The sequence below is a fragment of the Mycolicibacillus trivialis genome, from assembly GCF_002102395.1.
GTDB classification, from domain to species: domain Bacteria; phylum Actinomycetota; class Actinomycetes; order Mycobacteriales; family Mycobacteriaceae; genus Mycobacterium; species Mycobacterium triviale.
In genome coordinates this window covers 147563-171461 of record NZ_LQPZ01000012.1, presented here as the reverse complement: position 1 = coordinate 171461, position 23899 = coordinate 147563, and the positions used below count along the sequence as shown (strand labels likewise).

General features: G+C 68.8%; 23 protein-coding genes. 12 read left to right on the top strand and 11 right to left on the bottom strand.

Annotated features, from left to right (window positions below):
• Positions 1–87: 87 nt before the first annotated feature.
• Genes AWC30_RS04085 through nbtC form a run of 3 tightly spaced genes read left to right on the top strand, consistent with a single transcriptional unit; the run spans position 88 to position 5265 of the window.
• Positions 88–846: a thioesterase II family protein gene (locus AWC30_RS04085; protein WP_085108915.1), complete on the top strand. Its 759-nt coding sequence runs from the start codon at positions 88–90 to the stop codon at positions 844–846.
• Entirely contained in the window at positions 843–2141 is a 1299-nt protein-coding gene (locus AWC30_RS04080; RefSeq protein WP_085108914.1) for a beta-ketoacyl [acyl carrier protein] synthase domain-containing protein, read from the top strand. The genes AWC30_RS04085 and AWC30_RS04080 overlap by 4 nt, the downstream gene beginning before the upstream one ends.
• 10 nt (positions 2142–2151) lie before the next feature.
• Positions 2152–5265, top strand: a complete 3114-nt coding sequence (gene nbtC / locus AWC30_RS04075; protein WP_264000502.1) for a nocobactin polyketide synthase NbtC — start codon at positions 2152–2154, stop codon at positions 5263–5265.
• A gap of 11 nt (positions 5266–5276) precedes the next feature.
• Here nbtC and AWC30_RS04070 read toward each other — a convergent pair whose 3' ends face one another.
• Together AWC30_RS04070 and mbtG are read right to left on the bottom strand one after the other, a co-directional pair.
• Positions 5277–5492 (bottom strand): MbtH family protein, encoded by a 216-nt coding sequence (locus AWC30_RS04070; protein ID WP_085108912.1) that lies wholly within the window; start codon positions 5490–5492, stop codon positions 5277–5279.
• Positions 5473–6756: an NADPH-dependent L-lysine N(6)-monooxygenase MbtG gene (gene mbtG / locus AWC30_RS04065; RefSeq protein ID WP_085108911.1), complete on the bottom strand. Its 1284-nt coding sequence runs from the start codon at positions 6754–6756 to the stop codon at positions 5473–5475. Before mbtG ends, AWC30_RS04070 begins: the two co-directional genes overlap by 20 nt.
• Before the next feature lie 128 nt (positions 6757–6884).
• On the opposite strand from mbtG, the gene AWC30_RS04060 reads away from it, so the two are divergent.
• From AWC30_RS04060 to AWC30_RS04040, 5 genes are read left to right on the top strand one after another with little or no spacing between them, the layout of a single operon-like run.
• On the top strand, positions 6885–8546 hold the full coding sequence (locus AWC30_RS04060; RefSeq protein ID WP_234807925.1) for a (2,3-dihydroxybenzoyl)adenylate synthase: 1662 nt from the start codon (positions 6885–6887) through the stop codon (positions 8544–8546).
• A gap of 27 nt (positions 8547–8573) precedes the next feature.
• The gene (locus tag AWC30_RS04055) at positions 8574–9416 is read left to right on the top strand and encodes an SDR family NAD(P)-dependent oxidoreductase (protein ID WP_085108910.1); all 843 of its coding nucleotides are present in this window, start codon (positions 8574–8576) and stop codon (positions 9414–9416) included.
• A gap of 16 nt (positions 9417–9432) precedes the next feature.
• Entirely contained in the window at positions 9433–10347 is a 915-nt protein-coding gene (locus AWC30_RS04050) for a reductase (protein WP_085108909.1), read from the top strand.
• The gene (locus AWC30_RS04045; RefSeq protein ID WP_085108908.1) at positions 10344–11849 is read left to right on the top strand and encodes a flavin-containing monooxygenase; all 1506 of its coding nucleotides are present in this window, start codon (positions 10344–10346) and stop codon (positions 11847–11849) included. Before AWC30_RS04050 ends, AWC30_RS04045 begins: the two co-directional genes overlap by 4 nt.
• Positions 11849–12754, top strand: a complete 906-nt coding sequence (locus tag AWC30_RS04040; RefSeq protein WP_085108907.1) for a MerR family transcriptional regulator — start codon at positions 11849–11851, stop codon at positions 12752–12754. Before AWC30_RS04045 ends, AWC30_RS04040 begins: the two co-directional genes overlap by 1 nt.
• Here AWC30_RS04040 and AWC30_RS04035 read toward each other — a convergent pair.
• The 8 genes from AWC30_RS04035 to AWC30_RS04000 all read right to left on the bottom strand — a co-directional run bounded on the left by AWC30_RS04035 (position 12751) and on the right by AWC30_RS04000 (position 19362).
• Positions 12751–14100, bottom strand: coding sequence for a salicylate synthase (locus tag AWC30_RS04035; RefSeq protein WP_085108906.1), 1350 nt, complete (start codon positions 14098–14100; stop codon positions 12751–12753). The genes AWC30_RS04040 and AWC30_RS04035 overlap by 4 nt on opposite strands.
• A gap of 58 nt (positions 14101–14158) precedes the next feature.
• On the bottom strand, positions 14159–14653 hold the full coding sequence (locus tag AWC30_RS04030; RefSeq protein WP_085108905.1) for an MTB12 family secreted protein: 495 nt from the start codon (positions 14651–14653) through the stop codon (positions 14159–14161).
• 76 nt (positions 14654–14729) lie between these two features.
• On the bottom strand, positions 14730–15542 hold the full coding sequence (locus AWC30_RS04025; protein WP_085108904.1) for an enoyl-CoA hydratase/isomerase family protein: 813 nt from the start codon (positions 15540–15542) through the stop codon (positions 14730–14732).
• A 39-nt stretch (positions 15543–15581) separates the two neighbouring features.
• Positions 15582–16082 carry a hemerythrin domain-containing protein gene (locus tag AWC30_RS04020; protein WP_085108903.1) on the bottom strand — a complete coding sequence of 167 codons (501 nt, stop codon included), beginning with the start codon at positions 16080–16082 and terminating at the stop codon, positions 15582–15584.
• The gene (locus AWC30_RS04015; protein ID WP_085108902.1) at positions 16079–17086 is read right to left on the bottom strand and encodes a Rieske (2Fe-2S) protein; all 1008 of its coding nucleotides are present in this window, start codon (positions 17084–17086) and stop codon (positions 16079–16081) included. Before AWC30_RS04015 ends, AWC30_RS04020 begins: the two co-directional genes overlap by 4 nt.
• A 167-nt stretch (positions 17087–17253) precedes the next feature.
• Positions 17254–18426, bottom strand: coding sequence for a radical SAM family heme chaperone HemW (gene hemW, locus AWC30_RS04010; RefSeq protein WP_085108901.1), 1173 nt, complete (start codon positions 18424–18426; stop codon positions 17254–17256).
• Positions 18427–18460: 34 nt separating this feature from the next.
• A complete protein-coding gene (locus AWC30_RS04005; RefSeq protein ID WP_234807924.1) occupies positions 18461–18769 on the bottom strand; it encodes a transglycosylase family protein in 309 nt (102 codons plus the stop codon).
• A gap of 74 nt (positions 18770–18843) precedes the next feature.
• Positions 18844–19362, bottom strand: a complete 519-nt coding sequence (locus AWC30_RS04000) for a hypothetical protein (protein WP_085108899.1) — start codon at positions 19360–19362, stop codon at positions 18844–18846.
• Between the two features lie 188 nt (positions 19363–19550).
• On the opposite strand from AWC30_RS04000, the gene AWC30_RS18275 reads away from it, so the two are divergent.
• The 4 genes from AWC30_RS18275 (at position 19551) to AWC30_RS03985 (ending at position 22888) form a co-directional block, all read left to right on the top strand.
• Positions 19551–19655: an Ms4527A family Cys-rich leader peptide gene (locus tag AWC30_RS18275; protein ID WP_372507229.1), complete on the top strand. Its 105-nt coding sequence runs from the start codon at positions 19551–19553 to the stop codon at positions 19653–19655.
• A 106-nt stretch (positions 19656–19761) separates the two neighbouring features.
• Complete coding sequence (locus AWC30_RS03995) at positions 19762–21447, top strand: nitrite/sulfite reductase (RefSeq protein ID WP_085108898.1); 1686 nt, start codon at positions 19762–19764, stop codon at positions 21445–21447.
• Positions 21444–22175, top strand: coding sequence for a phosphoadenylyl-sulfate reductase (locus tag AWC30_RS03990; protein ID WP_085108897.1), 732 nt, complete (start codon positions 21444–21446; stop codon positions 22173–22175). The genes AWC30_RS03995 and AWC30_RS03990 overlap by 4 nt, the downstream gene beginning before the upstream one ends.
• Positions 22172–22888, top strand: a complete 717-nt coding sequence (locus AWC30_RS03985; RefSeq protein ID WP_085108896.1) for a sirohydrochlorin chelatase — start codon at positions 22172–22174, stop codon at positions 22886–22888. The genes AWC30_RS03990 and AWC30_RS03985 overlap by 4 nt, the downstream gene beginning before the upstream one ends.
• Before the next feature lie 3 nt (positions 22889–22891).
• On the opposite strand, the gene AWC30_RS03980 is transcribed toward AWC30_RS03985, so the two are convergent.
• Positions 22892–23896, bottom strand: a complete 1005-nt coding sequence (locus AWC30_RS03980; protein WP_085108975.1) for a sulfate/molybdate ABC transporter ATP-binding protein — start codon at positions 23894–23896, stop codon at positions 22892–22894.
• Positions 23897–23899 lie beyond the last annotated feature (3 nt).

Here is a 23899-nt window from a genome sequence, read left to right as displayed (position 1 = left end):
CGACCCAACCGACCCGGCCATCGACTTATGTTAGCCTTCGCTAAGTTTTGATCCGGCCGGAAAGAACCGAACGAAAGGTAGCGGTAAATGGCACGCAACCGGGGCTGGGTCCGGCGATTCCACGAACCGCCCTCCGTGAGCTGTCCGCAGTTGCTGATCTTCCCGCATGCCGGCTCCGGGGCGTCCGCCTACCGCGACTTCTCCAAGACCCTCAGCACTGCGTTCGAGGTCCTGATCTTCCAGTACCCGGGTAGGCAGGACCGGGCGGCGGAACCGGCCCTGACATCTCTACCCGAGATCGCCGCCGGTGCATTCGATGAATTCGCGGCATCAGAGCACCGGCGCGACACCCCACTCGCTGCCTTCGGCCACAGCATGGGCGGTCTGGTTGCGTTCGAATTCGTGCGCATCGCCGAAGCGCGCGGGATCCCGGTGCGCCGTCTCAACGTCTCGGCCGCAGTCGCGCCCAGCCGGGTCGCCGCCAAACCACCGCACCCGACGGCCGACGAGGACATCCTCCGCCATCTGGCCGCGCTGGAAGGTACCGGCAGCGCCGTGTTCGCAAGTCCGGAATTGATGCGCATGGCGCTGCCCGCCATCAAGGCCGACTACCGCGCGTTCGACGCCTACGACTGTCCCGAAGACGCAAGAGTTGCCGCACCGGTCCGAGTCCTCGGCGGTGACCAGGACCCGTTCGTCCCGCTCGCCGATCTCTATGGCTGGAACCGCCATTCGGCTTCGGTGGACTTGACAATGTTCAGCGGTGGGCACTTCTACTTCCACGACCACGTCGAGATGGTGAGCAACCTACTGGCCACCGAGGACCGCACCGGGCATCTCGCATGACCGAGGTGGAGTCCGATCCGATCGTTATCGCCGGGATGGCGGTGGAAGCTCCCGGCGGAATCGAGAGTCCGGCAAGCCTGTGGGCTGCACTGACCGAATGCAAAGAGTTGCTCACCCCCTTTCCACGCGACCGTGGCTGGCCCGTCGACGACCTGCTGTCGGTGGGAAGCCGAGAAGGGTGGGGGTCAGCATGCGATGCCGGCGGATTCCTTACTCGGGCCGGTGATTTCGATCCGGCTCTGTTCGGCATCACCCAACGCGAAGCGCTGGTCATGCAGCCTCAGCAACGGGTCGTGATGCGCGTCGCATGGAACGCCCTGGAAAACGCCGGGATCAACCCGACCTCGCTGGACGGCGAGTTCGTCGGATGCTTCGTCGGCATGTCGCCGATGGAATACGGGCCGCGGGTCGCCTTGGCCGACGGGTTCAGCGGACATCGGATCGCCAGCCTGGGCCAGTTGGCCGGCGCTGCGCGGATCTCGCACAGCCTGGGCCTCACCGGGCCATCGATCAGTGTCGACACGGCGTGTGCGTCATCTCTCACCGCTGTCCAAATGGCCGCGTCGTCGGTGGCGTCCGGCGAATGCGAGTGGGCACTCGCCGGCGGTGTGTGCGTCATGGGTTCTCCTGCGGCATTCTACGAATTCGCGCGACTCAACGCACTTTCCAGCGACGGTCATTGCCGCGCTTACTCTGACGACGCGAACGGCACAGTCTGGGGTGAAGCCGCGGGCATGGTGATCATCGAGCGTGAATCACGAGCCCGCAGTTTGGGCCACCCGGTATACGGACGACTTCTCGCCGCCCGCACCAACCACAACGGCAAGGGCAAGCCGATCCTGGTGCCTCGGGTTCGCGCTCAAGAACAAGTCGTGCGCAAAACATTGGACGCCGCGCGGGTCGATCCGGCGGACATCGGGATGATCGAAGGCCACGGGACCGGCACCAAGGCGGGGGATCCCGCTGAGTTGCTCGCTCTGTTCAAGACGTACGGCGCCGCCGGATCCGAGGCCAAAATCGGCTCCATCAAGTCGAACATCGGTCACCCGCAGGCCGCCTCCGGCATCTTGGGGCTGATCAAGTTGCTTTTGGCGGGCCAATACGGCCAGATTCCGCCTACGCTGTTCGCCGACAAACCGACCACCCTGCTCGACTGGGATCTCACTGCGTTACGTCTGGCGACCAAACTCCACGAGTGGCAGCCGCGGAACGGAGTCCGCTACGGAGCCGTGTCCTCGTTCGGTGCGGGCGGTGCGAATGCCCACGCGATCGTCGCCATCCCCGTCGGATCTTAGGAGGGAATTCGTGCCTGCCGCCGTTCAAGTGCTACCCAACGGGGCCACTCCGGTTCCCGTGTCGTCCGACACCGCCGAGTTGCTCCCGCGCGAGTCGGCGGCACTGCTCTCTTACACCATCGACCACCCTTCGGTCGAACCTTCCGACATCGCTCTGATGCTGGCCCGTACCCGCCAGACCCGCCGTTACCGCGCGGTGGTGGCGGCCAACGGTCGCGACGATCTCCTCGAGGGTTTACGTGCCTTGGCCGATCAGCGAGAACACCCGTCGCTGATCCGTTCCACCGAACCGGCAATCGACCGGAAGCTGGCGTTCGTCTTTCCCGGCCAGGGAAGTCAGCGCCCGGGGATGGGACGCATCTTCTACGACTCGGTGTCCGCCTACCGAGCGGAGGCCGATCGCTGCGCCGAAGCGTTCCTCGCCCACACCGGTCGCTCGCCACTGCCCTACCTGCTCGACGGGGACGATCTCGACGACCGCACCGCGGCCGTGGTTCAGCCGGCGCTGTTCACTCAGATGGCGGCACTGGCTGCGATGTGGCAGGACTACGGCGTTACCGCCACGGCGACCATCGGCCACAGTCAAGGCGAGATCGCGGCCGCATATGTGTCCGGAGCGACGAGTTTGGCCGACGCAGCCCGGTTGGTCGACATCCGTGCGCGATTCGTCGATGAGATCGACGGCTCTTCGGATCGTCATCGCTACGCGATGGCGGTCGTCGCGGCCGGACGGGCGGAATGCGAGGAGTTACTCGCCCGGTGTGACGGCTGGGCAGAGATCTCGGTCATCAATGCGCCGGGAATGACCGGGATCTCAGGTCAGCGCCACGCGATACTCGACCTGGTTGATGCGCTTACCGAGCGGGGGACGTTCGCGAAGGTCATCGATGTGCGCTATCCCGCACATACCAGCCTGATGAACCGGTTCGGTGCGAAACTCCGCGAGACGATACGTCAGCAGGTGGGCTCACCAGCGTTCCTCAACAGTGAGACCCCCTGCTATGGCGCCACACTCGGCGGTGCTCTCAGTCCCACCGATGCCGTCGACCAGTACTGGTTCTGGAATCTGCGTAACCCGGTCCGCTTCGACAAAGCCGTACTCGAAGCGGTCTCCCACGGAATCGACATGTTCATCGAACTCGCCGAACACCCCGTGCTTGAGTCAGCGCTTCACCAGAACATCGCGTCGAGCGGCGACCACCGCACCGCGGTCGTTATCGGCACCTCTGTCCGCGACAGTGCCGGACTCGACGAATTCAGTCGTCAACTCGCCCGCTACTCGGTGAGCCAGATCGATCATCGATGGGGGCGCAGGGCGGACGATCCCGACGGAGCGCCACCGCTTCCACTCCCCGATTTCCCCAACACCATCACCAACGACATCCGGCTGTGGCTGCCCTATGAAGAATCGCCTCGACGTGTCGCCGTCGAAAGCGCCTCGGAGGCGGACGATCCGGAGGTGAAGCCAGCGCAACCCGACCACCGGTCGCCCGGGGCTCCGGCAGCAGTTCAGCTGCTGACCGAGAAATGGGTTCCGCTGCCCCAACGGAGGCTGAGCCCGCCGCGCCGCCTGGCGATTCTGGACTACGGTGGCCGATCTTCGGCATTGGTCGACGCCCTGCGCCACGCGGGCGAGAGCATCGGCGCCACGGTCCGCGTCCTGGATTCGTCCGACGATGCGGAATCGGGCAGCGCCAACAGTTACGTGGTTCTGCTCCCCCCCGCGTCGAACCGCGATTTGCCGGCCGTTGCCGACGAGGTTGCTTCATTCTTCGCAAACCGCGACTGGTGGCCGACCGACATCGATGCGGTCACCGAGTGTTGGCTCGTCTCATGGGGTGCCGAAGCGGTTGTCGCCGCCGACCCGGCCCCCGACCCCCTGACCGCAGCGATCAGCGCGGGCTTCCGCAGCATCGGCGCTGAATACCGCCGCACCGCGTTCCGCCACCTCGACCTGCCGGCTCAAACCGATGTCGCTGAGATCGCGACGACTGCGCTGATGGCATTGCACACCAGCGTCGAACCCGAACTCGCAGTGCGCGGTGGCCACCTCTACGGCAAACGAGTGAGCGAGGAGTCTCGCCCCGGCGACGGCTCCAGCGATGGCCCCGGCGACGGCCTCACTACAGGCCCCTTCGAGCATGTCCTGATCACCGGAGGGACGGGCAACCTCGGTCTGGAATTCTGTGAATATCTCGCAGCACGGGGCGCCAGGCGCATCACCTTGGTGAGCCGATCGGGGGACACCGCACCAGTCGCCGACAGAGTCGACGGGATCCGCGCTTCCCGCGGTACCGCCATCGAGATCGTCTCCTGCGACATCGGCGATCCCTCCGCCGTGTCCCTTCTCGCCGAGCGGTGCACGAACGCGCCGGTCGACTTACTGGTGCATGCCGCGGGCAGATACTCCGATTACGACCTGGCCGAGATAACGTCGGCCCGGGCGCGAGACGCCTTGCACGCCAAAGTAGCCGGCCTGGCGCGGGTCCTCGATACCGTTCCCCGCAAGGCGGGATGCCGGGTGCTCCTGTGTTCATCGCTGGCGGCGACGATCGGCGGACGAGGCCAAGCCCTGTACGCGGCCGCCAACCGCACTCTCGACGCGGTTGCACACCGCCTCCGTGCCGACGGCGTGGAGTGCTCCGCGATCCAGTGGGGCCAGTGGACGGTGGCCAATCTTGACGAGGCCGGCATGGCCAAGACGTCGGCTGCCGGACTTTTCCGCATGCAGCCCGCAGATGCGCTGGCAGTGGGAATGACCTTGTCCGGGGAAAACGCGATCGTCGCGGCATTCGACCCGGTCCGAGCGCAATCGGTGCTGGGGACATACGGTTACGGCCCGCTGCTTTCCGAGCTGACACCGGGCCGTGACCGTCCGCGGCCACCACAGCCGGTAGTCGGCGACCTCAAACACCACCTCACCGGCCTGCTCGCCGGCACCATCGGTGTCGAATCAGCCGAAACCATCGACGTCGACACCCCGATGGTGGCACTCGGGCTGGATTCGCTGCAGGCGCTGGAATTCCGGCGTCGGGTCCAAGCCGAGCTCGACCATGACCTGGCCGTCGCCGATCTCCTGGGCGGGGCATCGATCGCCGATGTGCTCACCCAGTTGGGCCGATAGCCCAGCGGGAGTCAGTCGCTCGCCATCGCCTCGCGCAGGCTCTTCGGGCGCAAATCCGTCCAGTGTTCCTCGACGTAGGCCAGCGCCTCAGCGCGTGCCACCGGGCCCAGCACCGAGCGCCACCCCTCCGGGACGGCGGCGAATTCCGGCCACAGGCAGTGCTGCTCCTCGTCGTTGACCAGGACGTGGAACTGGGCATTGTCGTCGTCAAACGGGTTGGTACTCATCGTCTCTCTCCAAGGCGGGCCGAGGCGCGCTGACGTCTGCGCTCAGGATGCGGTCGGACAGCAAACCAAGACAACTCAGGTTGGGAAAGCCCGGGCCCTGGTTCAGCCCGGCGAGGTTGGGCAGGAAGAGCTTCGGTGCCAGGCCTTCCACGGCAAGGTCGTAACCGATGGTGTCTTCCAATGCGGCCGCGGTCAGCGGCCCCCCCAGTCGGTTCTGTATATGTTCGCGGGCCGCAGGGGTGAACAGCGACAGGAACCACAGCGGGTCGGCACCCGAGCCGTCGATGACCAGGTCGAAGCCGTGCAGGCTGTTGTCGTGGCCGGCATCACCGCAGTGCAGCGTGACCCAGATCCGCTCGTCATGGTCGACCAGGTTGATCACCCGCCCACGCAGATGGTGGATGCGCTCGTCCGCAAGCAGTGACTCCTGCACACGCGCGGAGAACACCCCGCGGTCGGTGCGCGAGATGCAGTCCCGGCGTTCGGTCCGGGACAGGCTGCGCCACCGGCCCGGATCGGAGAACAGCGAGTTCTCGAAGAACCCCTCCCCGCGGGTGTACAGGGTGGGCTGCGGCGAGATCGCCGTGACCGAGCAGACCCGGTGGTGGAACAGCTCGTTGAGGATCGACGCGGCAGTCTCCCCACCGCCGATCACCGCGACGCTGTCGACGCTGATCCGCTCCGGCGCCGCGGCGCGCTGCCAGAACTCGGCGATCGACAGCACCCGGGGGTTACCGGTGAGCATCGAATGCCGGGACTGCCCCGGCCCGGTGATCAGCAGTGCGTCGGCGCTCAATTGGGAGGTACGGGTGCGCAACTGCCAGCGTGACCCGTCGACGTCGGCCGCCACGAGTTCGCCGCGCACCACGTTGAGCCCCGCCGTGGTGGCAACCCAGCGCAGATACCGCGCCCACGCCTCGTGGCTGGGTGCGGGCCGGCCGCGGTCGACCCAGCCGACGAACTGGTCGGTGGCTATCAGATAGGACTGCCAACTCCACTGCATCAGCCGGGCGTCGAGCTCGGCGTCGCGGCCGGGCACCAACGCAGACCGGTAGGGGAAACCGATGTCCTTCTCCGGGCTGGTCCCCAGACGCTGGCGGCCATCGGTCCAGCCGCCCTCGGGGCGCCAGTTGGCCGCCACCCCGGTGCGTTCGATGGCGACCACATCGATGGTCGCGACGCCCATCTGGCGCAGAATCGCGGCCTTGGCCGCCACCGCGATCGCTTTGACCCCGGCGCCCACCACCGCGAGCGTGCCGCTCACCGCCCGGCGGTCCCGCCGTCGAGAGTCTCGCTCACCTTCACCCTCCGTAGTTAGCGCAGGCTGCCCTAATTTTCTGTACGCTACACGATGCCCGGCCGCCAGCCCACCACACCCCGAGGAGGTCCGCCGTGTCGACGCCAGGCTCCGGATCCGTCGCCGCACCAGCGGTGATACCCGGGTTCGTACCGTTCGCCGCACCGCGCGCCGCCCGCTACCGGGCCGCGGGATATTGGACCGGTCAGCGGCTCGACTCGCTGCTGCGCCGGGCCGCGACGAGCTGGCCCGACCGTGTCGCGGTCGCCGGGGCGGGTGACACCCACACCTACGGCGAACTGGACCGCAGGGTGGACCAGGTCGCCGGCGGGTTCAGCGCTCTCGGCATCGGCCCGGGAGACCGGATCCTGCTGCAGCTGCCCAACTCGTCGCGTTTCGCGGTGACACTGTTCGCCCTACTGCGCGCCGGGGCCATCCCGGTGCTCTGCCTTCCCGCCCACCGAGAGGCCGAACTGGCCCACTTCGCCGAACGCAGCGGAGCCGTCGGACTCGTGATCGCCGACGAAATCGGCGGCTTCGACCCGCGCTCCACCGCCGGCCGACTGCGCTCCGATCTCCCGCACCTACGCCACGTTTTGGTCGACGGCGAGCCCGGACCGTTCCGGTCGCTGGCCGACCTGCCGACCGCGGCCGCACCGGTGGTGACCACACCGACCGACGCCCCGGCTCTGCTGTTGACCTCCGGCGGCACGACCGGACTGCCCAAACTGATCCCGCGCACCCACGACGACTACGTCTACAACGCCACCGCCAGCGCCGCCCTGTGCGGCCTGACCGCCGAGGACGTCTACTTGGTGGCGTTGCCGGCCGCGCACAACTTCCCGCTGGCCTGCCCGGGGCTGCTCGGGGCGGTCGCGGTCGGCGCCACCACCGTGTTCACCGCCGACCCCAGCCCGGAGGCCGCGTTCGACGCGATCTCGCGCCACCGGGTCACCGTCACCGCACTGGTGCCGGAGTTGGCGAACCTGTGGGCCCAGGCCTGCGCCTGGGAGCCGGTCACCCCCGATTCGCTGCGGCTGCTGCAGGTGGGTGGCGCCAAACTCGGCGCCGAGGACGCCCGCCGGATCCGCGCGTCCCTCACCCCGGGCCTGCAGCAGGTCTTCGGAATGGCCGAGGGACTGCTCAACTTCACCCGCCTGGACGATCCCGACGAGGTCCTCGAGTGCACCCAGGGCAGACCGCTGTGCGCCGACGACGAATTACGGATCGTCGACGACACCGGTACCGAGGTGGCTCCCGGCGAAGAGGGCGAGTTGCTGGCCCGCGGCCCTTACACGCTCAACGGCTACTTTGCCGAACCGGATGTGAACGGGGCGTCTTTCACCGGCGACGGGTTCTTTCGCACCGGGGACCGGGTCCGACGCCGCGCGGACGGCAACCTCGAGGTCACCGGGCGGGTCAAAGACGTCATCCTGCGCGGCGGGGAGACGGTGCCCGCCCTGGCCGTCGAAGAGCATCTGTTGGCCCATCCGGCGGTCCGCGCGGTCGCAGTCGTGGGCCTGCCGGATCCGAAGCTCGGCGAGAAAGTCTGCGCCGCAGTCGTCTTAGCCAGCGCATCGCCGACCCTCGCCGACCTCAACGGCCACCTGGCCGAGCGGGGCACCGCCACCCACCTCCGCCTCGACGCGGTGGCGGCGCTACCGAGCCTGCCGATGACCGCCGTCGGCAAGGTCGACAAGAAGACGCTGGTCCACCGGCTGACACGACCCGACACACCGAATTCTGCCATTGACTAATGTCACCATTTGTCGTTGACTGACGGGGTGTGGTTCTGGCGATCCCCGCAACGCAGCAAGGGCGCATCGGCGGTGGTGACCGGCGCCGGTAGCGGGATCGGGGCGGCCTTCGCCACCGAACTCGCCCGGCGCGGCGGCGCCGTGGTGTGCAGCGATATCGACGACGATGCCGCCGGGCGCACCGTCGAGGCGATCACCGCCGCGGGCGGTTCGGCCACCGCGGTGCACTGCGACGTGTCCCGACTCGCCGACGTGGAGAACCTGGCCGCCGCCGCCCAGGACTGGTTCGGCCATGCCCCCACCTTGGTCATCAACAACGCCGGAGTCGGCGCGGGCGGCACCCCGATCGGCGAGATGTCCATCGAGGACTGGAATTGGACGCTGGGCGTCAACCTGTGGGGCCCGATCCACGGCTGCCACGTCTTCGCACCGATCCTGCGCGCCGCCGGCGACAGCACGCCGCCGCGCGGGATCATCAACGTCGCCTCCGCCGCCTCGTTCGGCGCCGCACCCGGCATGTCCGCCTACAACGTCAGCAAAGCCGGCGTTCTGTCGCTGTCGGAGACGCTGGCCGCCGAGTTGTCCGGCACCGGCATCGGGGTCACCGTGCTGTGCCCGACCTTCGTCAAGACCAACATCGTCGAAGCTGGCCGGATCACCGAACACTCCACCGAACTGGCCGACCGGTTGATGCGCTGGACCGGCTTCTCCGCCGCCAGCGTGGCGCGCACCTGCCTGAACACCCATGACCGCGGCGGCCTGTACTGCATGCCGCAGCTGGAAGCCAAGATCGGCTGGAGCGTCAAGCGCTTCGCTCCCGAGACGTACACCAGGGCAATCGGTCTGGCCTCCCGCGCCGGGCCGCACTGAGGCAAGGAGATCCGCCATGGACATGGACGTCATGCTCACCAAGATCAAGGACCGGCAGTGGGCGCTGGCCGACATCGACTGGGACGCGCCGGGCGCTGAACTGATCCGGCCTGAGATGAAACCGAAACTCAAGGCGTTCATGGCCGATCTGTGCTGGATCGAGAACATCGGCGCCCGCGGTTTCGCCGCCATGGCCCGCAAGGCGCCCACCCCCACCCTGGCCGAGATCTACCGCTACTTCCACGCCGAGGAACAGCGCCACGCCAACGCCGAACTGGCCCTGATGAAGCGCTGGGGCATGCTCGACAACGACGAGATGCCCGAACCCAACGTCAACATTCGGTTGGCGATGCAGTGGCTCGACGACTACGCCGACGGGATGCCGCTGTCGGTACTGGGCACCGTGATCCCGATGCTGGAGGTGGCGCTGGACGGCGCACTCCTTCGGTTCCTGCTCGACGAGGTCGACGACCCGATCTGCCACCAGGTCTTCGAGAAGATCAACAACGACGAATCCCGCCACATCGCCGTGGATTTCGCGGTACTTGAGCTGATCGGACACGCCAAGGCACGCAAACTGGCGATCGAGTTCGTCGGCAACATCGCATCCCCCGGGGTGATCGTCGGCGCGCTGATGGCGGTGCCGCTGTTCAGCCGGGTGCGCAACGAGGTGATCGGGATGGGGCTGGATCCGCAGAAGCTCTACACGGCGCTGATGCGGTTCCAACAGTTCGGCGACCGCGGCGAACGCACCCGAACAGTGCCGGCCTATCAGCTGATCAGGGGCTACGCGAAGATGTTCGCCAACCCCGACAGCCCCTACCACCTGCTGGCCAACCCGCTGGTGCACCTCTCGGAGTTCTACCCGAAGCGACTGCTGCGGCCGATCCCGAGCTGGTTCAAGGAACTGACCCACGAGCCGGCGGCCTGATCGTGGCCCGCGCGCACGTCCACGAGACACTGATCGTCGGGGCCGGGTTCAGCGGCATCGGCGCGGCCATCAAACTCGCCGAGGCCGGTGTCCACGACGTCACGATCCTCGAGCGCAGCGACCGGGTCGGCGGCACCTGGCGCGACACCCGCTATCCCGGCGCCGCCTGCGACATCCCGTCACTGCTGTACTCGTTCTCCTTCGTTCCCAACCCGCGCTGGTCGCGGGCCTACTCCCCCGCCGAGGAGATCTGCGCCCACATCGAGGCGATGGCCGACCGTTTCGACGTGACCCGCCAGATCCACTTCGGCCACGAAGTGACCGGCCTGTCCTTCGATGCGGCCGCCGGGGTCTGGACCGCCGCCGTCACGACGCCGTCGGGGCGCAGGCGGGTCCGCGCCCGCACCGTCGTGCTGGCCTCCGGGCCGCTGTCCAACGCGGACTTTCCCGCAATCCGTGGTCTGGACCGCTACGAAGGCCACAAGATCCACAGCGCCCGATGGGATTCCGCCTACGATTTCACCGGCAAGCGGGTCGCGGTGATCGGCACCGGAGCCAGTGCGGTGCAGATCATTCCGGAGCTGGTCAAGAAGGCGGAGTTCGTCAAGGTCTTCCAGCGCACCCCCGGCTGGGTGCTGCCGCGCCTGGATGTGCCGATGCCGCCCCCGGTGCAGAAACTGTTCGCCACCGTGCCGGGCGCCCAACAAATCGCCCGCCAGGCGCTGTTCTGGGGGCACGAGGCCAGCGCGACCGCCCTGGTGTGGGACACCCCACTGAGTGGGCTGGTGGCCCAGCTGGGCCGCACCCACCTGCGGCTGACCGTCAAGGACCCCTGGCTGCGGCGGCAGCTCACCCCGTCGTTCACACCGGGATGCAAGCGGATGCTGCTGTCCAGCGACTACTACCCGGCGCTGCAGCGCGACAACTGCAAACTCATCGACTGGCCGATCGCGACCCTCAGCCCCGCCGGGATCCGCACCAGCGACGGGGTGGAGCACCACCTCGACGCGATCGTGTTCGCCACCGGCTACCAGGTCCAGCTGACCGGGCCGCCGTTCCCGGTGACCGGGCTCGACGGGCGGTCGCTGGCCGAGGAGTGGGCGCATGCGGGTCAGGCTTACAAGAGCATCCAGGCGCACGGCTACCCCAACCTGTTCTTCATGACCGGGCCGAACTCCGGGCCCGGCCACAATTCGCTGCTGGTCTACGTCGAAGGCCAACTGGACTACGCGACGCGGGCCATCACCACGATCCTGCGTAAGGATCTGCGTTACCTCGACGTCCGTGCGGAGGTCCAACAGCGGCACAACGCGCGCCTGCAGCGCCGGTTGACCAGGACCACGTGGATGACCGGGTGCCGTAGCTGGTATCTGACCGAGGACGGCTACAATGCCGCGATGTATCCGGGTTTCGCCACCCAGTATCTTCGACAGATGCGCAGTTTCCGGTTGGCCGACTACCACGCGATCCCGCAGCGGGACGCGGTCGTCGCGACCGCCTGATGGCTACCGAGCGACGACCCGAGGCAGGCACCATCGCCGGTGTCCTGGCCAACCTGCGACGCGCCCCGCAGCGGGTGCGGCGACAATCCCGCGACGTCATCGAGGCCGCGGTGTCGCAGCTCTTCGACGCGGCGGTGCGCCAACCGGTCTCGGCCGACTCCGGGGAGTATCGGATCGACGATCTGGCCCGCCGGTCGGGCACCACCACGCGCAACATCCGTGTCTACCGCGACCGGGGACTGCTTCCGCCGCCGCGCCGAGTCGGGCGGGTGGCGCTCTACAACGACACGCACCTGACCCGGCTGCGGCTGATCACCTCGATGCTCGACCGAGGCTACAACATCGCCCACGTCAAGGAGATGCTCAACGCCTGGGAGAACGGCAAAGACCTCGCCGATGTGTTGGGTCTGGAGACCGCGATCGCCGGATCGTGGACCACCGAGCGCCCGGAGACGATGCCACTCGACCGGGTCACCGACCTCCTCGGCGGCTCGGCGGGACTGGACCGACTGGTGGAGTTGGGAGTGCTCCGCATCGACGGGGACACCGCAACCGTCGCCCGGCCCAGGTTGATCGAGGCGTTCAGCGAGATCCACCGCTACGGTGTCCCCCTCGACACGCTGATCGAGTTGCACGCGCAGACGCTGCCGCACATCGACGCGATCAGCGACATGCTGGTGCGCGCGGGCGCCGAGCACGTCATCGACCACATCAAGCCGGGCGAACCACTTCCGGCCGACACCGAGATCGCTGCCCTGATCACCATGCTGGTGCGGTTCCGCACCCAGGCGGTCGCCTCGGTCACCGCCACGCTGGCGTCCTCGATCGAATCGACGATCGAGGCGATGGTGGGTAACCTGCTCTCCGACTACTTGGCCAATTCTCCTGCCGCCGAGGCGAACTAGGTCGTCAGCGGCACCAGGTACGGTGCGACGGTCGCCAGCTTCTCCCGGGTCTCCTCGAACTCCCGCTCCGGGCGCGAATCGGCGATGATGCCCGCACCGGCCCGCAGCCAGGTGCGGCCATCCCGCTCGTAGGCAGCACGCAGGGTCAGCGCCGCGTCCAGGCCGCCGTCGGCGTCGAACATCACCACCGCCCCCGAGTACAGTCCGCGCGCCGAGTCGTCCAACCGCATGATGGCCTCGACCGCGTCCCCCTTCGGGATGCCGGAGGCGGTGACCGCGGGGAAGAACGCCTCCAGCGCGTCCATCCGGGTGCGCGACGGATCCAGTTCGGCACGCACGGTGGAGCCGAGGTGCTGCACGCTGCCGCGTTCGCGCACCGTCATGAAGTCGGTGACCGCTGCGGAGCCCGGCCGGGCGACCTCGTTCATCTCGGCGATCGAGGTCCGCACCGAGATGGCGTGCTCGACGATCTCCTTGGCGTTGGATTCCAGCTCCGCACGAGCGCGGCGGTCGTCGGCCGCACCTCGCCCCAGCGCTCGGGTACCTGCCAACGGTTCGGTGAGGACCACGCCGCCCGGCCGGACCGCGGCGACCAGTTCGGGGCTGTAGCCGACCGCTCTGGTGCCGCCCAGCCGCAACAGGAAGGAGCGTGCCGGAGTGTTGTTGCGGCGCGCCAGCCGGTAGGTGGCCGGAAAGTCCAGCGCGAACGGCACGTCAACGCTGCGGGAGACGATGACCTTCTCGTAACGGCCCGCGGCGATCTCGTCGATCGCGGTGCGCACCCGGTTGCGGTAGTCGCTGGTGTCGGCGCTGGTGTCCACCGGTGCCGGCGCGGGCACCGCGACCGGGCCCGCGGCGAGGACCTGCCGCAGCATCGCGTCGCAGCGCTCGTCACCGTCGACGACCTCGACCCCGGCGGCGCTGACGACGATCCGGGTGCGCGGCCAGAACACCCGCGCCAGCGGGGTGCCCGGTGCGAGCCGGTCGGCAAGGCCGAACCGGTGGGCGGTGAACTCGAACGCCACCCAGCCGAACGCCGGTCCGGCCTCCAGCAGGAGCCGGTCGACGGCCTCGCCGAGGACCGCGCCGGGCCGGCCGTGCCAGCTCTGCCGGCTCGTCGCGTCGCCGCGGATGATGCGCAGCTCGTCGCTGTCGAGTTCGACCGCCGCGCGCACTCCGAACGCCAGGGTCCAGGTGCCGTCGCGTTCGTAGAGCTGGTAGTCCTCGCCGTCGCGTTCAGGCAGCGCGGCGGCGAGCTCCGCCGCCAGGTCGGCCGGGTCGACTCCGCCCGGAAGCGGGATGGCCGCCGACCCGGCGGCCGGGATCTGAACACCAACCTCGGTCACGGTTAGTAAATGTAGCCTAACCTACCTTCGGCCGGGTTTCCGGGCCCCGCCCGGTGCGTCAGAGCGCCGAGGCGGCCTGGATCAGCTGGGTGGCCGAGGAGCGGGAAAGCTCCCAGCCGCCCTGGTTAACGAAGGTGAGGTTCATCGTGCGGGCGGCCATCTTCGGTCCGGAGACGGTCACGTCCGCGGCAGCGGTCCCGGGCCCGGCCGGGGCGATGTTGTCGACGCTGAACGAGAGCGGCAGCTGCCCCTTACGGGCGGCCTTCTGCAGCTTGCGGTCGGCCACCGTGCCCTCGACACCGCCGATACCGCCCTCGATCAGGTTGCCCTTGCTGGCGAACGGCACCGCCGGGTCGGCCAGGCTGGTCAGCACGCCGGTGAGCTGATCGGCCGTCGGCAGCGCCTCGGCGGGCTCCAACGGCAACGGTGCGCCGAGGGTGGTGAGCTGAACCTGCGGGGCGGGGGCGGTACCGATCACACCGGTCACACCCAGGGCGGCGGCTCCGAGCGCAGCGACGGCGGCAGCACCGGTGGCGAGCGATTTCACGGTCACGTTGGGTCCTTTCGCTGATGTACCGGCGAGGATGTCCGCGCCGACACTGCTGATGTCGCCGGAGCGCCCGGCGGTGTTACATGCCGCCGGTCGGGCCGGCCGACGGGAAGCGCGGGGGACGCTTTTCCCGCAGGGCGGTGTACCCCTCGACCACGTCGGGCCCCAGAAAGGTCAGCATCTCGTAGGCGGCGGACTGTTCGAAGATCGGTCCGGCGGTGCGCAGCCAGCCGTTGAGGGCGCGCTTGGTCAACCGGATCGCCTGCTGCGCGCCGGAGCCGAGGGCGTCGGCGATGCGCAACGCCTCGTCGAGGACCTCGTCGCGGGGCAGCGCCTTGGCCACCATGCCGGCCCGTTCGGCCTCCGCACCGGTGATCATCTCCCCGGTGAGCAGGTGGTAGCGGGCCTTGGCCATGCCGGCCAGCAGCGGCCAGATGATCGCGGCGTGGTCGCCGGCGGCCACCCCGAGTTTGACGTGGCCGTCGCCGATCTTGGCATCCTCCGCGGCGATCGCGATATCGGCCAGCAGGGCCACCACGGTGCCCGCACCGACCGCGACCCCGTTGATCGCCGAGACGATGGGCTTGTCGCAGTTGATCATGTTGTAGACGAGCTCACCCATCTCGGTGAGCATGTGGGAGACCCGCTCGTAGTCGCCGGCCATCCGCTCGACCATGGCCAGATCCCCGCCGGCCGAGAACGCCTTACCGGCACCGGTGATCACCGCGACCCGGGTGGCGGCGTCGTTGGCGACGTCGGTCCAGACCCGGGCGAGTTCGCTGTGCAGTTCCTCGTCGGCGGCGTTGTACTTCTCCGGCCGGTTCATGGTGATCAGCAGGACGCCGTTGTCGCGCCGGTCGAACGTCAACTGCCGGTAGCCGGAGAATCCCACCCGGCCACTGTAGGACACCGCGCTGTACGTCGGCTGGGTTCACAAGACCCGCAGCAGGGCCGCGCGAGCCCGGACGCGCAGACGCTCCCAGGTGGAGTTACGCAGCTTTGCCATGCGAGCACTCATCGCCGCACCGAGATCCTCCAACTGCGCCTCGGTCAGTTTCACCGGCGCCGGCGGCGGGATCAGGTCGCGTTCCTCTTCGTCGGCGTGCGCCTCCAGGACGGTGAGGAAGAACTCCCACTCGGCCTCGTACTGCGGTGCGGTCGCCGGTGTGCGAAGCGCAACGGCCAGCGCGTCGTAGATCTGCCGGTGTTCGGCGTGCGCGATCGCGATGAGTCGACTGGCAGCAGCCATCGCCGGGTAGTAGAGGTCGTCCTCGATGCGCATGTGAATGTCGAACTCCACCAGGAGTTCGTCGAGGACCCGCTGCCGGGCCGCCGAGCCGGCCGGCAACTCTTTGAACCTGTTTCCCAGGTCGCGCAACACGTTGTGGTGGTCGCGCAGGACGTCATAGGCGTTGGTCACTCCGGTGGTCATCGTGTCGCCTCCTCGGGGATGTGGCGAATCGGTGCGGGGTGAACCTCCCGGTTCCGGCCGGAGCCGACCGGATGGGGGGCGCCGTCGCGTAATTCGACGGTTCCGTTGCGCACTCGGGCCTGGTAGCACGGCAATGGCGCCGCCGCCGGCCCCCGAACGACCTCGCCGGTAGCGGTGTCGAACTGTGATCCGTGCCAGGGGCAGACGAGCCGGCCGCGATCGAGCCAACCGTCGCCCATCGGCGCCGCAAGATGTGGGCAGTAGCCGCCCAGCGCGGAGACGGACTCGCCGTTGCGGCACAGCACCAGCCCCACACCGTCGACCTCGACCCGGGTCGGGGCACCGTCGGCCAGATTCGCCATCGCCGCGACCGGCGTCCACTCCGTCAGCCGCAGCCGGGCGCCGGACTGATCCAGCCCGATTCCCGAACCGAACACCAGGGCGCCACCCAGAAATCCGCTGCCGGTGGTGATTCCGTATCCGATCGCGCTGGCCGCGATGCCCCGTAGGTGACGCCCACCGCGCCGGTCGCGCCACGACTGGAGGTAGAGCCCGGTCGCCAGGAGATTCAGCACGCCGTGCACGAGCCCGATCCGGCGGTCCTGCTCATGGGTGTGTTGCCAATCGGCGACGCCGGTGACCGCCGAAGCCAAGTTCGCGACGATCCCGACGCCGAGCGAGCGCCTCGCGAACCGGGAGGCGTCCAGGAGTTCGCTCCTCGGGCGGCCCGGCAACAGGCTCAGCGTGTCGAGCGCCACGGTCGTGCCGATCGCGCCGCTGGTCAGCGATGCCAGCGGTGGATGGACCGGGTGCCCCAGCCACACGCCGTTCAGGATGTTGGCGACCCGATCACGCCGCGCACCGAAGGCGTTGAACACGAAGCTCAACGTGTTCTCCAGGCGGTAACTCGGCCGGTCCAACCGGTGCTGGCGCCCCAGGAACAGCAACACCCGGTTGCCGGCCCGGTGAAACCCGTCCTCGATCCGTCGCGACGACTCACCCATCCGGCACCGACCCTCCGCCATCCGCCCCGAGGCGCACCTCAGGAGTAAATCAACTTATTTATCCGTATTTGCGGTAACAATAACGTCGTAATTCCGCGATAGCGAATTAAAACATCGTGAATAATCTCACCTGCGGAGCTTCGCGCCGCCCCGCCGAACGCGGACAGCTAACCGAGCAGGTCGCGGACCACCCCGTCGGCCAGCAGCCGGCCCCGCGCGGTGAGCACCAGACGTCGGTCCTCGACGACCGCCAGACCTGCCGCCACCGCGGTGTCGGCGCGGGCCCGCTCGGCGGCGTCGAGGCGATCGAGGGCCAGGCCGCGGCGTAGCCGCAGCGCCAACATCACCTCTTCGGTGTGCCTGGTCTCGTCGGTGAGGGTCTCGAAACCGGCGACCGGCAGTCGGCCCCCGTCGAGGGCGTGGGCGTAAGCGTTGGGGTGTTTGACGTTCCACCAGCGCACGTCGCCGACGAAACCGTGCGCGCCGGGCCCGGCGCCCCACCACTGCCCGCCGTCCCAGTAGCCCAGGTTATGCCGGCACTCGCCGCCGGGCCGGGCCCAGTTCGACACCTCGTACCAATGGAATCCGGCGTCGGTGAGCCGCGCGTCGACCAGTTCGTAGCGCGCGGCCAGCACATCGTCGTCGGGTGCGGGAAGCTCGCCGCGGCGGATCCGGCGGGCCAGCGCGGTGCCCTCCTCGACGATCAGCCCATAGGCCGAGACGTGGTCGACCTCGGCCGCGATCGCGGTCTCGACCGACGCGAGCAGATCCTCGTCGGTCTCTCCCGGCGTGCCGTAGATCAGGTCCAGGCTGACGTGATCGAACCCGGCCGCCCGGGCCTCACCGGCGGCCGCCGCGGCCCGCCCCGGCGAGTGCACCCGGTCGAGCACCGCCAGCACCCGCGGCGCCACCGACTGCATGCCCAGCGAGATCCGGGTGTATCCGGCCGTGCGCAGGGTTGCGAAGAACTCCGGGGACGTCGATTCGGGGTTGGCTTCTGTGGTCACCTCCGCGTCCCCGGCCAGCGGAAACGCGGTCCGCACCGCGTCGAGCATGACCGTCATCCGGTCGCCGCCGAGCAGCGACGGCGTTCCTCCGCCGACGAAGACGGTGGCCACTTCCGGGTGGTCCAGCAGGGCGCCGGCCCGCTGCAGTTCGGCGCTCAACGCGGCCAGCCAGGCGTCCGGGTTGACCCCGCCGAGTTCGGCCGGCGTGTAGGTGTTGAAGTCGCAGTAGCCGCAGCGGGTCAGGCAGAACGGCACGTGCAGGTACAGCCCGACCGGGGCGCCGGGCCGCAGCCGTAACTGCGGCAGGTCGCGGAGCTCGGGGCGAACCGTCATGGCACTCGATCCTCCCACGCGGCTCCGCAGTCGGTCAGCCGTCGAGTGCCGCAGCGGCCTGATCGGCCAGATACATCAGGAAATGGGTGGTCGATCCCACCGGGGCCCGGCTGCGCGCCCGGCCGTGCGAGCTGCAGGTCGGCCAGGCGCTGGTGCCCTGGCGGGCCAGGATGCGGCGGGCCACCGCGATCTGGGCGGCCGGGCTGGCCTGGGCCGGTGTGCCCTGCCCGCCGTTGGCACGCCAGGTCGACTCACTGATCTGGAGCCCGCCGTAGAAGCCGTTGCCGGTATCGGCCGACCAGTCCCCGTCGGATTCGCACTGGGCCAGTGCATTCCAGTTCACGGCGGGCTCAGATGCCGCGAGGCCGCCGAAACCCAGACAGGCGACGAGGCCGGCTGCCACCGCTGCCGCCCGCCTCACGCCAGCTCCATGCGGCTGACCAGCCACCGACCGTCGACCCGGGTCATGGTCAGGCGCAGTTCGGTGTCATCGACGTCGGGCTCGGCGAGGTCGCGGTTGCGCACCGTCTCCTCGACGGTGAGGTCGACGACGGCGCCGGTGGTGCTGGCGTCCTCGACCGCGGAGTCCACGATCCTGCCCTGCGCGGACACCCGGTGGTCACGCTGGAAGGTGCGCAGTTGGTCACCGGACCTGGCGACCATCCGCCGGAACGGGTCGGCGGCGCCGTCCAGCAGTGTCGCCGTCCTCCGGCCGGTGACGGCCGGGTCGGCGGCGGTGTCGAAGTTGGTCAGGGTCTCCACATAGCGTTCCGCCGCAGCCTGTGCGCCCGCGGCCGCGACGTGGACCCGGTGGCGTTGGACGAGCCACCAGCCGCCGAGACCGATCAACCCCAGCAGTAGGACGGTAACCAGAGCGGCGACCCGGGTGCCGCGACGCGCCAGCCGGCGACGGCTTCGGTCGGGAGGTCCGGTCATTCGGGCTCACCTCCTGGTCGGGTGCCCCCATGCTCGGTCCGCCGTTTCACCGGTGTCGCGCCGACACGGCCCGTCCATCGGATTGACAGCGGGTTGACAGGTTTGTGTGCCGTCCGCCTCGGCGGAGTTTTACTCACGGTGAGCAGAACTTCGGCCCGGTTAGAAGGTTTTCGCCCCCGCATGGCACAATGGCGAACGTGACCGTCGCGCCCCACTCCTCGTTCGATGTAGCCCTGGTGGCCCGCCGTCACGTCGACTTCAAACGCGTCTGCAGCTGTTGTTGTCTGCCCTGACGTCGTAGACCCGCCCACTGATACCCAGCTGGCCGCCGGATCTGCGCGACCGGGAAGCCATGCTGACCTGCGCGATCCACGCCGGCTCCTGTCCACGAGGAGCAACATGACCACCGCCGAAACGCCCCGCAAGGCCCGCCCCAAAAAGACCCGCGACGAGGGTCAGTGGGCTCTGGGCAGCCTCGACCCGCTCAACCCCAACGAGGAACTCAAACGCGACGATCCCGCGCTGAACGTGCGCGCCCGGATCCTCGACACCTACTCCAAGCAGGGATTCGACTCCATCGACAAGACCGACCTGCGCGGCCGGTTCCGCTGGATGGGCCTGTACACCCAGCGCGCCCAGGGCTACGACGGCACCTGGACCGGCGACGAGAACACCGACCTGCTGGAGGCTCCGTACTTCATGATGCGGGTCCGCTGCGACGGGAAGGCGATGTCCGCGCAAGCGGTGCGGACCCTCGGCGAGATCTCCACCGAGTTCGCCCGCGACACCGCCGACATCTCCGACCGGATGAACCTGCAGTACCACTGGATCGAGATCGAGGACGTCCCCGAGGTCTGGGAGCGGCTGGCCGCTGTCGGCCTGCAGACCACCGAGGCGTGCGGTGACTGCCCTCGCGGCATGCTCGGTTCGCCGCTGGCCGGCGAATCCCTCGACGAGGTCATCGACCCGTCGCCGGCCCTCGACGAGATCGTGCGCCGCTACATCGACAACCCCGAGTACGCCAACCTGCCGCGTAAGTACAAGACCGCGATCTCGGGCCTGCAGGACGTCGCCCACGAGGTCAACGACATCTCGTTCATCGGGGTCGACCACCCCGAACACGGCCCGGGGTTGGACCTGTGGGTCGGTGGCGGGCTGTCCACCAACCCGATGCTGGCCCAGCGGCTGGGCGCCTGGGTGCCGCTCGACGAGGTGCCCGACGTGTGGGAAGCCGTCACCCGGTTGTTCCGCGACTACGGCTACCGGCGCCTGCGGTCCAAAGCCCGGCTGAAGTTCCTGGTCAAGGACTGGGGCGTGGAGAAATTCCGCGACGTGCTGGAAACGGAGTTCCTGGGCCGCAAGCTCATCGACGGCCCGGCTCCCGCGCAGCCGGCCGCCCCGATCGACCACGTCGGCGTGCAGCGGTTGAAGAACGGGCTCAACGCCGTCGGCGTCGCCCCGGTCTCCGGGCGGGTCTCGGGCACCATCCTGACCCGGGTGGCCGAGCTGATGGAGCGTGCCGGCTCCGACCGGGCCCGGTTCACCCCGTACCAGAAACTGATCATCCTCGACGTGGCCGACGACCAACTCGACGGTCTGCTCGCCGGTCTCGAGGCGCTCGGGTTGCCCGCCGACCCGTCGCCGTGGCGACGAAACCTGATGGCCTGCACCGGACTGGAGTTCTGCAAGCTGTCCTTCGTCGAGACCCGGGTGCGCGCCCAAGGCCTGGTTCCGGAGCTGGAAGCCCGCCTGGAGGACCTCAACGCGCTGTTGGACGTGCCGATCACGGTCAACATCAACGGCTGCCCCAACTCCTGCGCGCGGGTCCAGGTGGCCGACATCGGCTTCAAGGGCCAGATGATCGACGACGGCGAGGGCAACCCGGTGCCCGGCTTCCAGGTCCACCTCGGCGGCAGCCTCGGCGCCGACAGCGGCTTCGGACGCAAGCTGCGGCAACACAAGGTGGCCGACAGTGAACTCGGTGACTACATCGAGCGGCTCGTGCGCACCTTCATCAAACAGCGCAACGACGGGGAACGATTCGCCCAGTGGGTGGTCCGCGCCGACGAGGACGATCTGCGATGAGCGGCTGGAGCGAGGAGCACCTGCGCGACCTGGCGGCCCGCGGCGCTGCCGAACTCGACGGCGCCGACGCGACCGAGTTGTTGCGCTGGACCGACGAGCATTTCGGCGGCGTCAACGGTCCGCGCGGTGGTGCGACCTGCAACTACGTGGTCGCCTCGAACATGGCCGACGCGGTACTGGTGGATCTGGCCGCCAAGGTACGGCCCGGGGTTCCGGTGTTGTTCCTGGACACCGGATACCACTTCGCCGAGACGCTGGGGACCCGCGACGCGGTCGAGGCGGTCTACGACGTGCGGATCCTCAACGTCACGCCCGAGCAGACCGTCGCCGAGCAGGACGCGACCCTGGGCAAGGACCTGTTCGCCCGTAACCCCGGGGAATGCTGCAGGCTGCGCAAGGTCGAACCGCTGACCAAAGCACTGCGCGGGTTCGCCGCGTGGGTGACCGGAATCCGCCGGGTGGAGGCTCCCACCCGCGCCAACGCACCGCTGATCAGCTTCGACGAGCAGTTCAAGCTGGTCAAGATCAACCCCCTCGCCGCGTGGAGCGACGAGGACGTGGCCGCCTACATCGATGAGCACAACGTGCTGGTCAACCCGCTGATCGAGGAGGGATACCCGTCGATCGGGTGTGCCCCGTGCACCGCCAAACCGGCCGAGGGCGCGGACCCGCGCAGCGGCCGCTGGCAGGGCAGCGCCAAGATCGAGTGCGGCCTGCACGCCTCATGACCACCGTCATCTTGACCGCGCACGGTAGCGCGGACCCGCGCTCGCCTGCCAACACCCGGGCGATCGCCGGGCATCTGCGCCGGGTGTCCCCGGAACTCGATGTGCGGGTGGCGTTCTGTGAGCAGAACTCACCGAATCTGCGGGACGCGCTGCTCGAGCTCCCCGGTCTGCACGACCGGGTGGTGGTCGCGCCACTGCTGTTGGCCGCGGCCTACCACGCCCGCATCGACATCCCGGCCCTCATCGTCGACGCCGGGGTGTCCGTCCGGCAGGCTGCCGTGCTCGGCGAGGACGAGCGTCTCCTGCAGGTGATGCGGCAACGGCTGGGCGAGGTCGGGGTGTCCCGGTTCGACGCCGGACTCGGGGTGCTGGTGGCCGCGGTCGGCTCGTCGAAACCGGACGCCAACGCCCGCACCGCGCGGGTTGCCGACACGCTCGCCCGCGGCACCCGTTGGGCCGGTGCGGAGGTCTGCTTCGCGACCGGAGCGCGACCGTCGATCGCCGAGGCCGCCGAGCGACTGCGCCAGCGCGGCGCCACCCGGATCGCCGTCGCGCCGTGGTTCCTGGCGCACGGCCGGATCACCGACCGGGTCGCCGGCTATGCCCGCGACGCCGGGATGGTGATGGCCGAACCGTTGGGGGCGCACCGGCTGGTGGCCGCCGCGGTGCTCGACCGGGTCGAGGACGCCCTGGTCGACGTGGCCGCCGCCTGACCGTCAGGGCGCGCTGAGCGCCGAGACCTGGGTCGCCCGCACGTAGACGGTGTCGCCGGCGTTCAGTTTCAGCGCCTCGGCGTCCCCTCGGGTGATCTGGGCGGTGAACGCTCCCCCGGTGGCGGCGTTGGTCAGTTCCACCCGAACCTCGAAGCCCAGCATCACCACCCGTTTGACGGTGGCGCGCAACACCGCTGCCTGCGCGCCGGGTCCGCCTGCCGCAACGGCCATTTCGGGAGTGCGTCCCACGCGGATGTCGTGCGGACGCACCAGGCTGCCGTTGAGGGAGGACACCGGGCCCAGAAACGACATCACGAACGCGTTGGCAGGCTCGTCGTACACCTCGTCGGGGGTGCCGACCTGCTCGATGCGGCCCTGGTTGAGCACTGCGATCCGGCCGGCCACGTCCAGCGCCTCGGCCTGATCGTGGGTGACCAGGACGGTGGTGACGTGCACCTCGTCGTGCAAGCGCCGCAACCAGACCCGCAGGTCGTCGCGAACCTTGGCGTCCAACGCCCCGAACGGCTCATCGAGCAACAGCACCTGGGGGTCAACGGCCAGCGCTCGCGCCAAAGCCATCCGCTGGCGCTGCCCACCGGACAACTGGCTGGGATAGCGGTCCTGAAATCCGGCCAGGCCGACCACCTCGAGCAGGTTGTCGACCTTCGCGGCGATCTCGGCTTTGGGTCGGTGCCGGATCTTCAGACCGAAGGCGACGTTGCCGCGCACCGTCATGTGTTTGAAGGCGGCGTAGTGCTGGAAGACGAAGCCGATCCCGCGCTGTTGCGGCGGCACCCCGGTCACGTCGCGGCCGTGAATGGTGATCGTGCCGCTGTCGGGGTGGTCGAGGCCGGCGATGGCGCGCAGCAGCGTCGATTTGCCCGACCCGCTGGGGCCCAGCAACGCGGTGAGCGATCCCTGCGGCACGGTGAAGTCGACGTTGTCCAGCGCGACGAAGTCGCCGTAGCGCTTGCTGGCACCCGATACCGTGATCGCGTCGTCCACCATCAA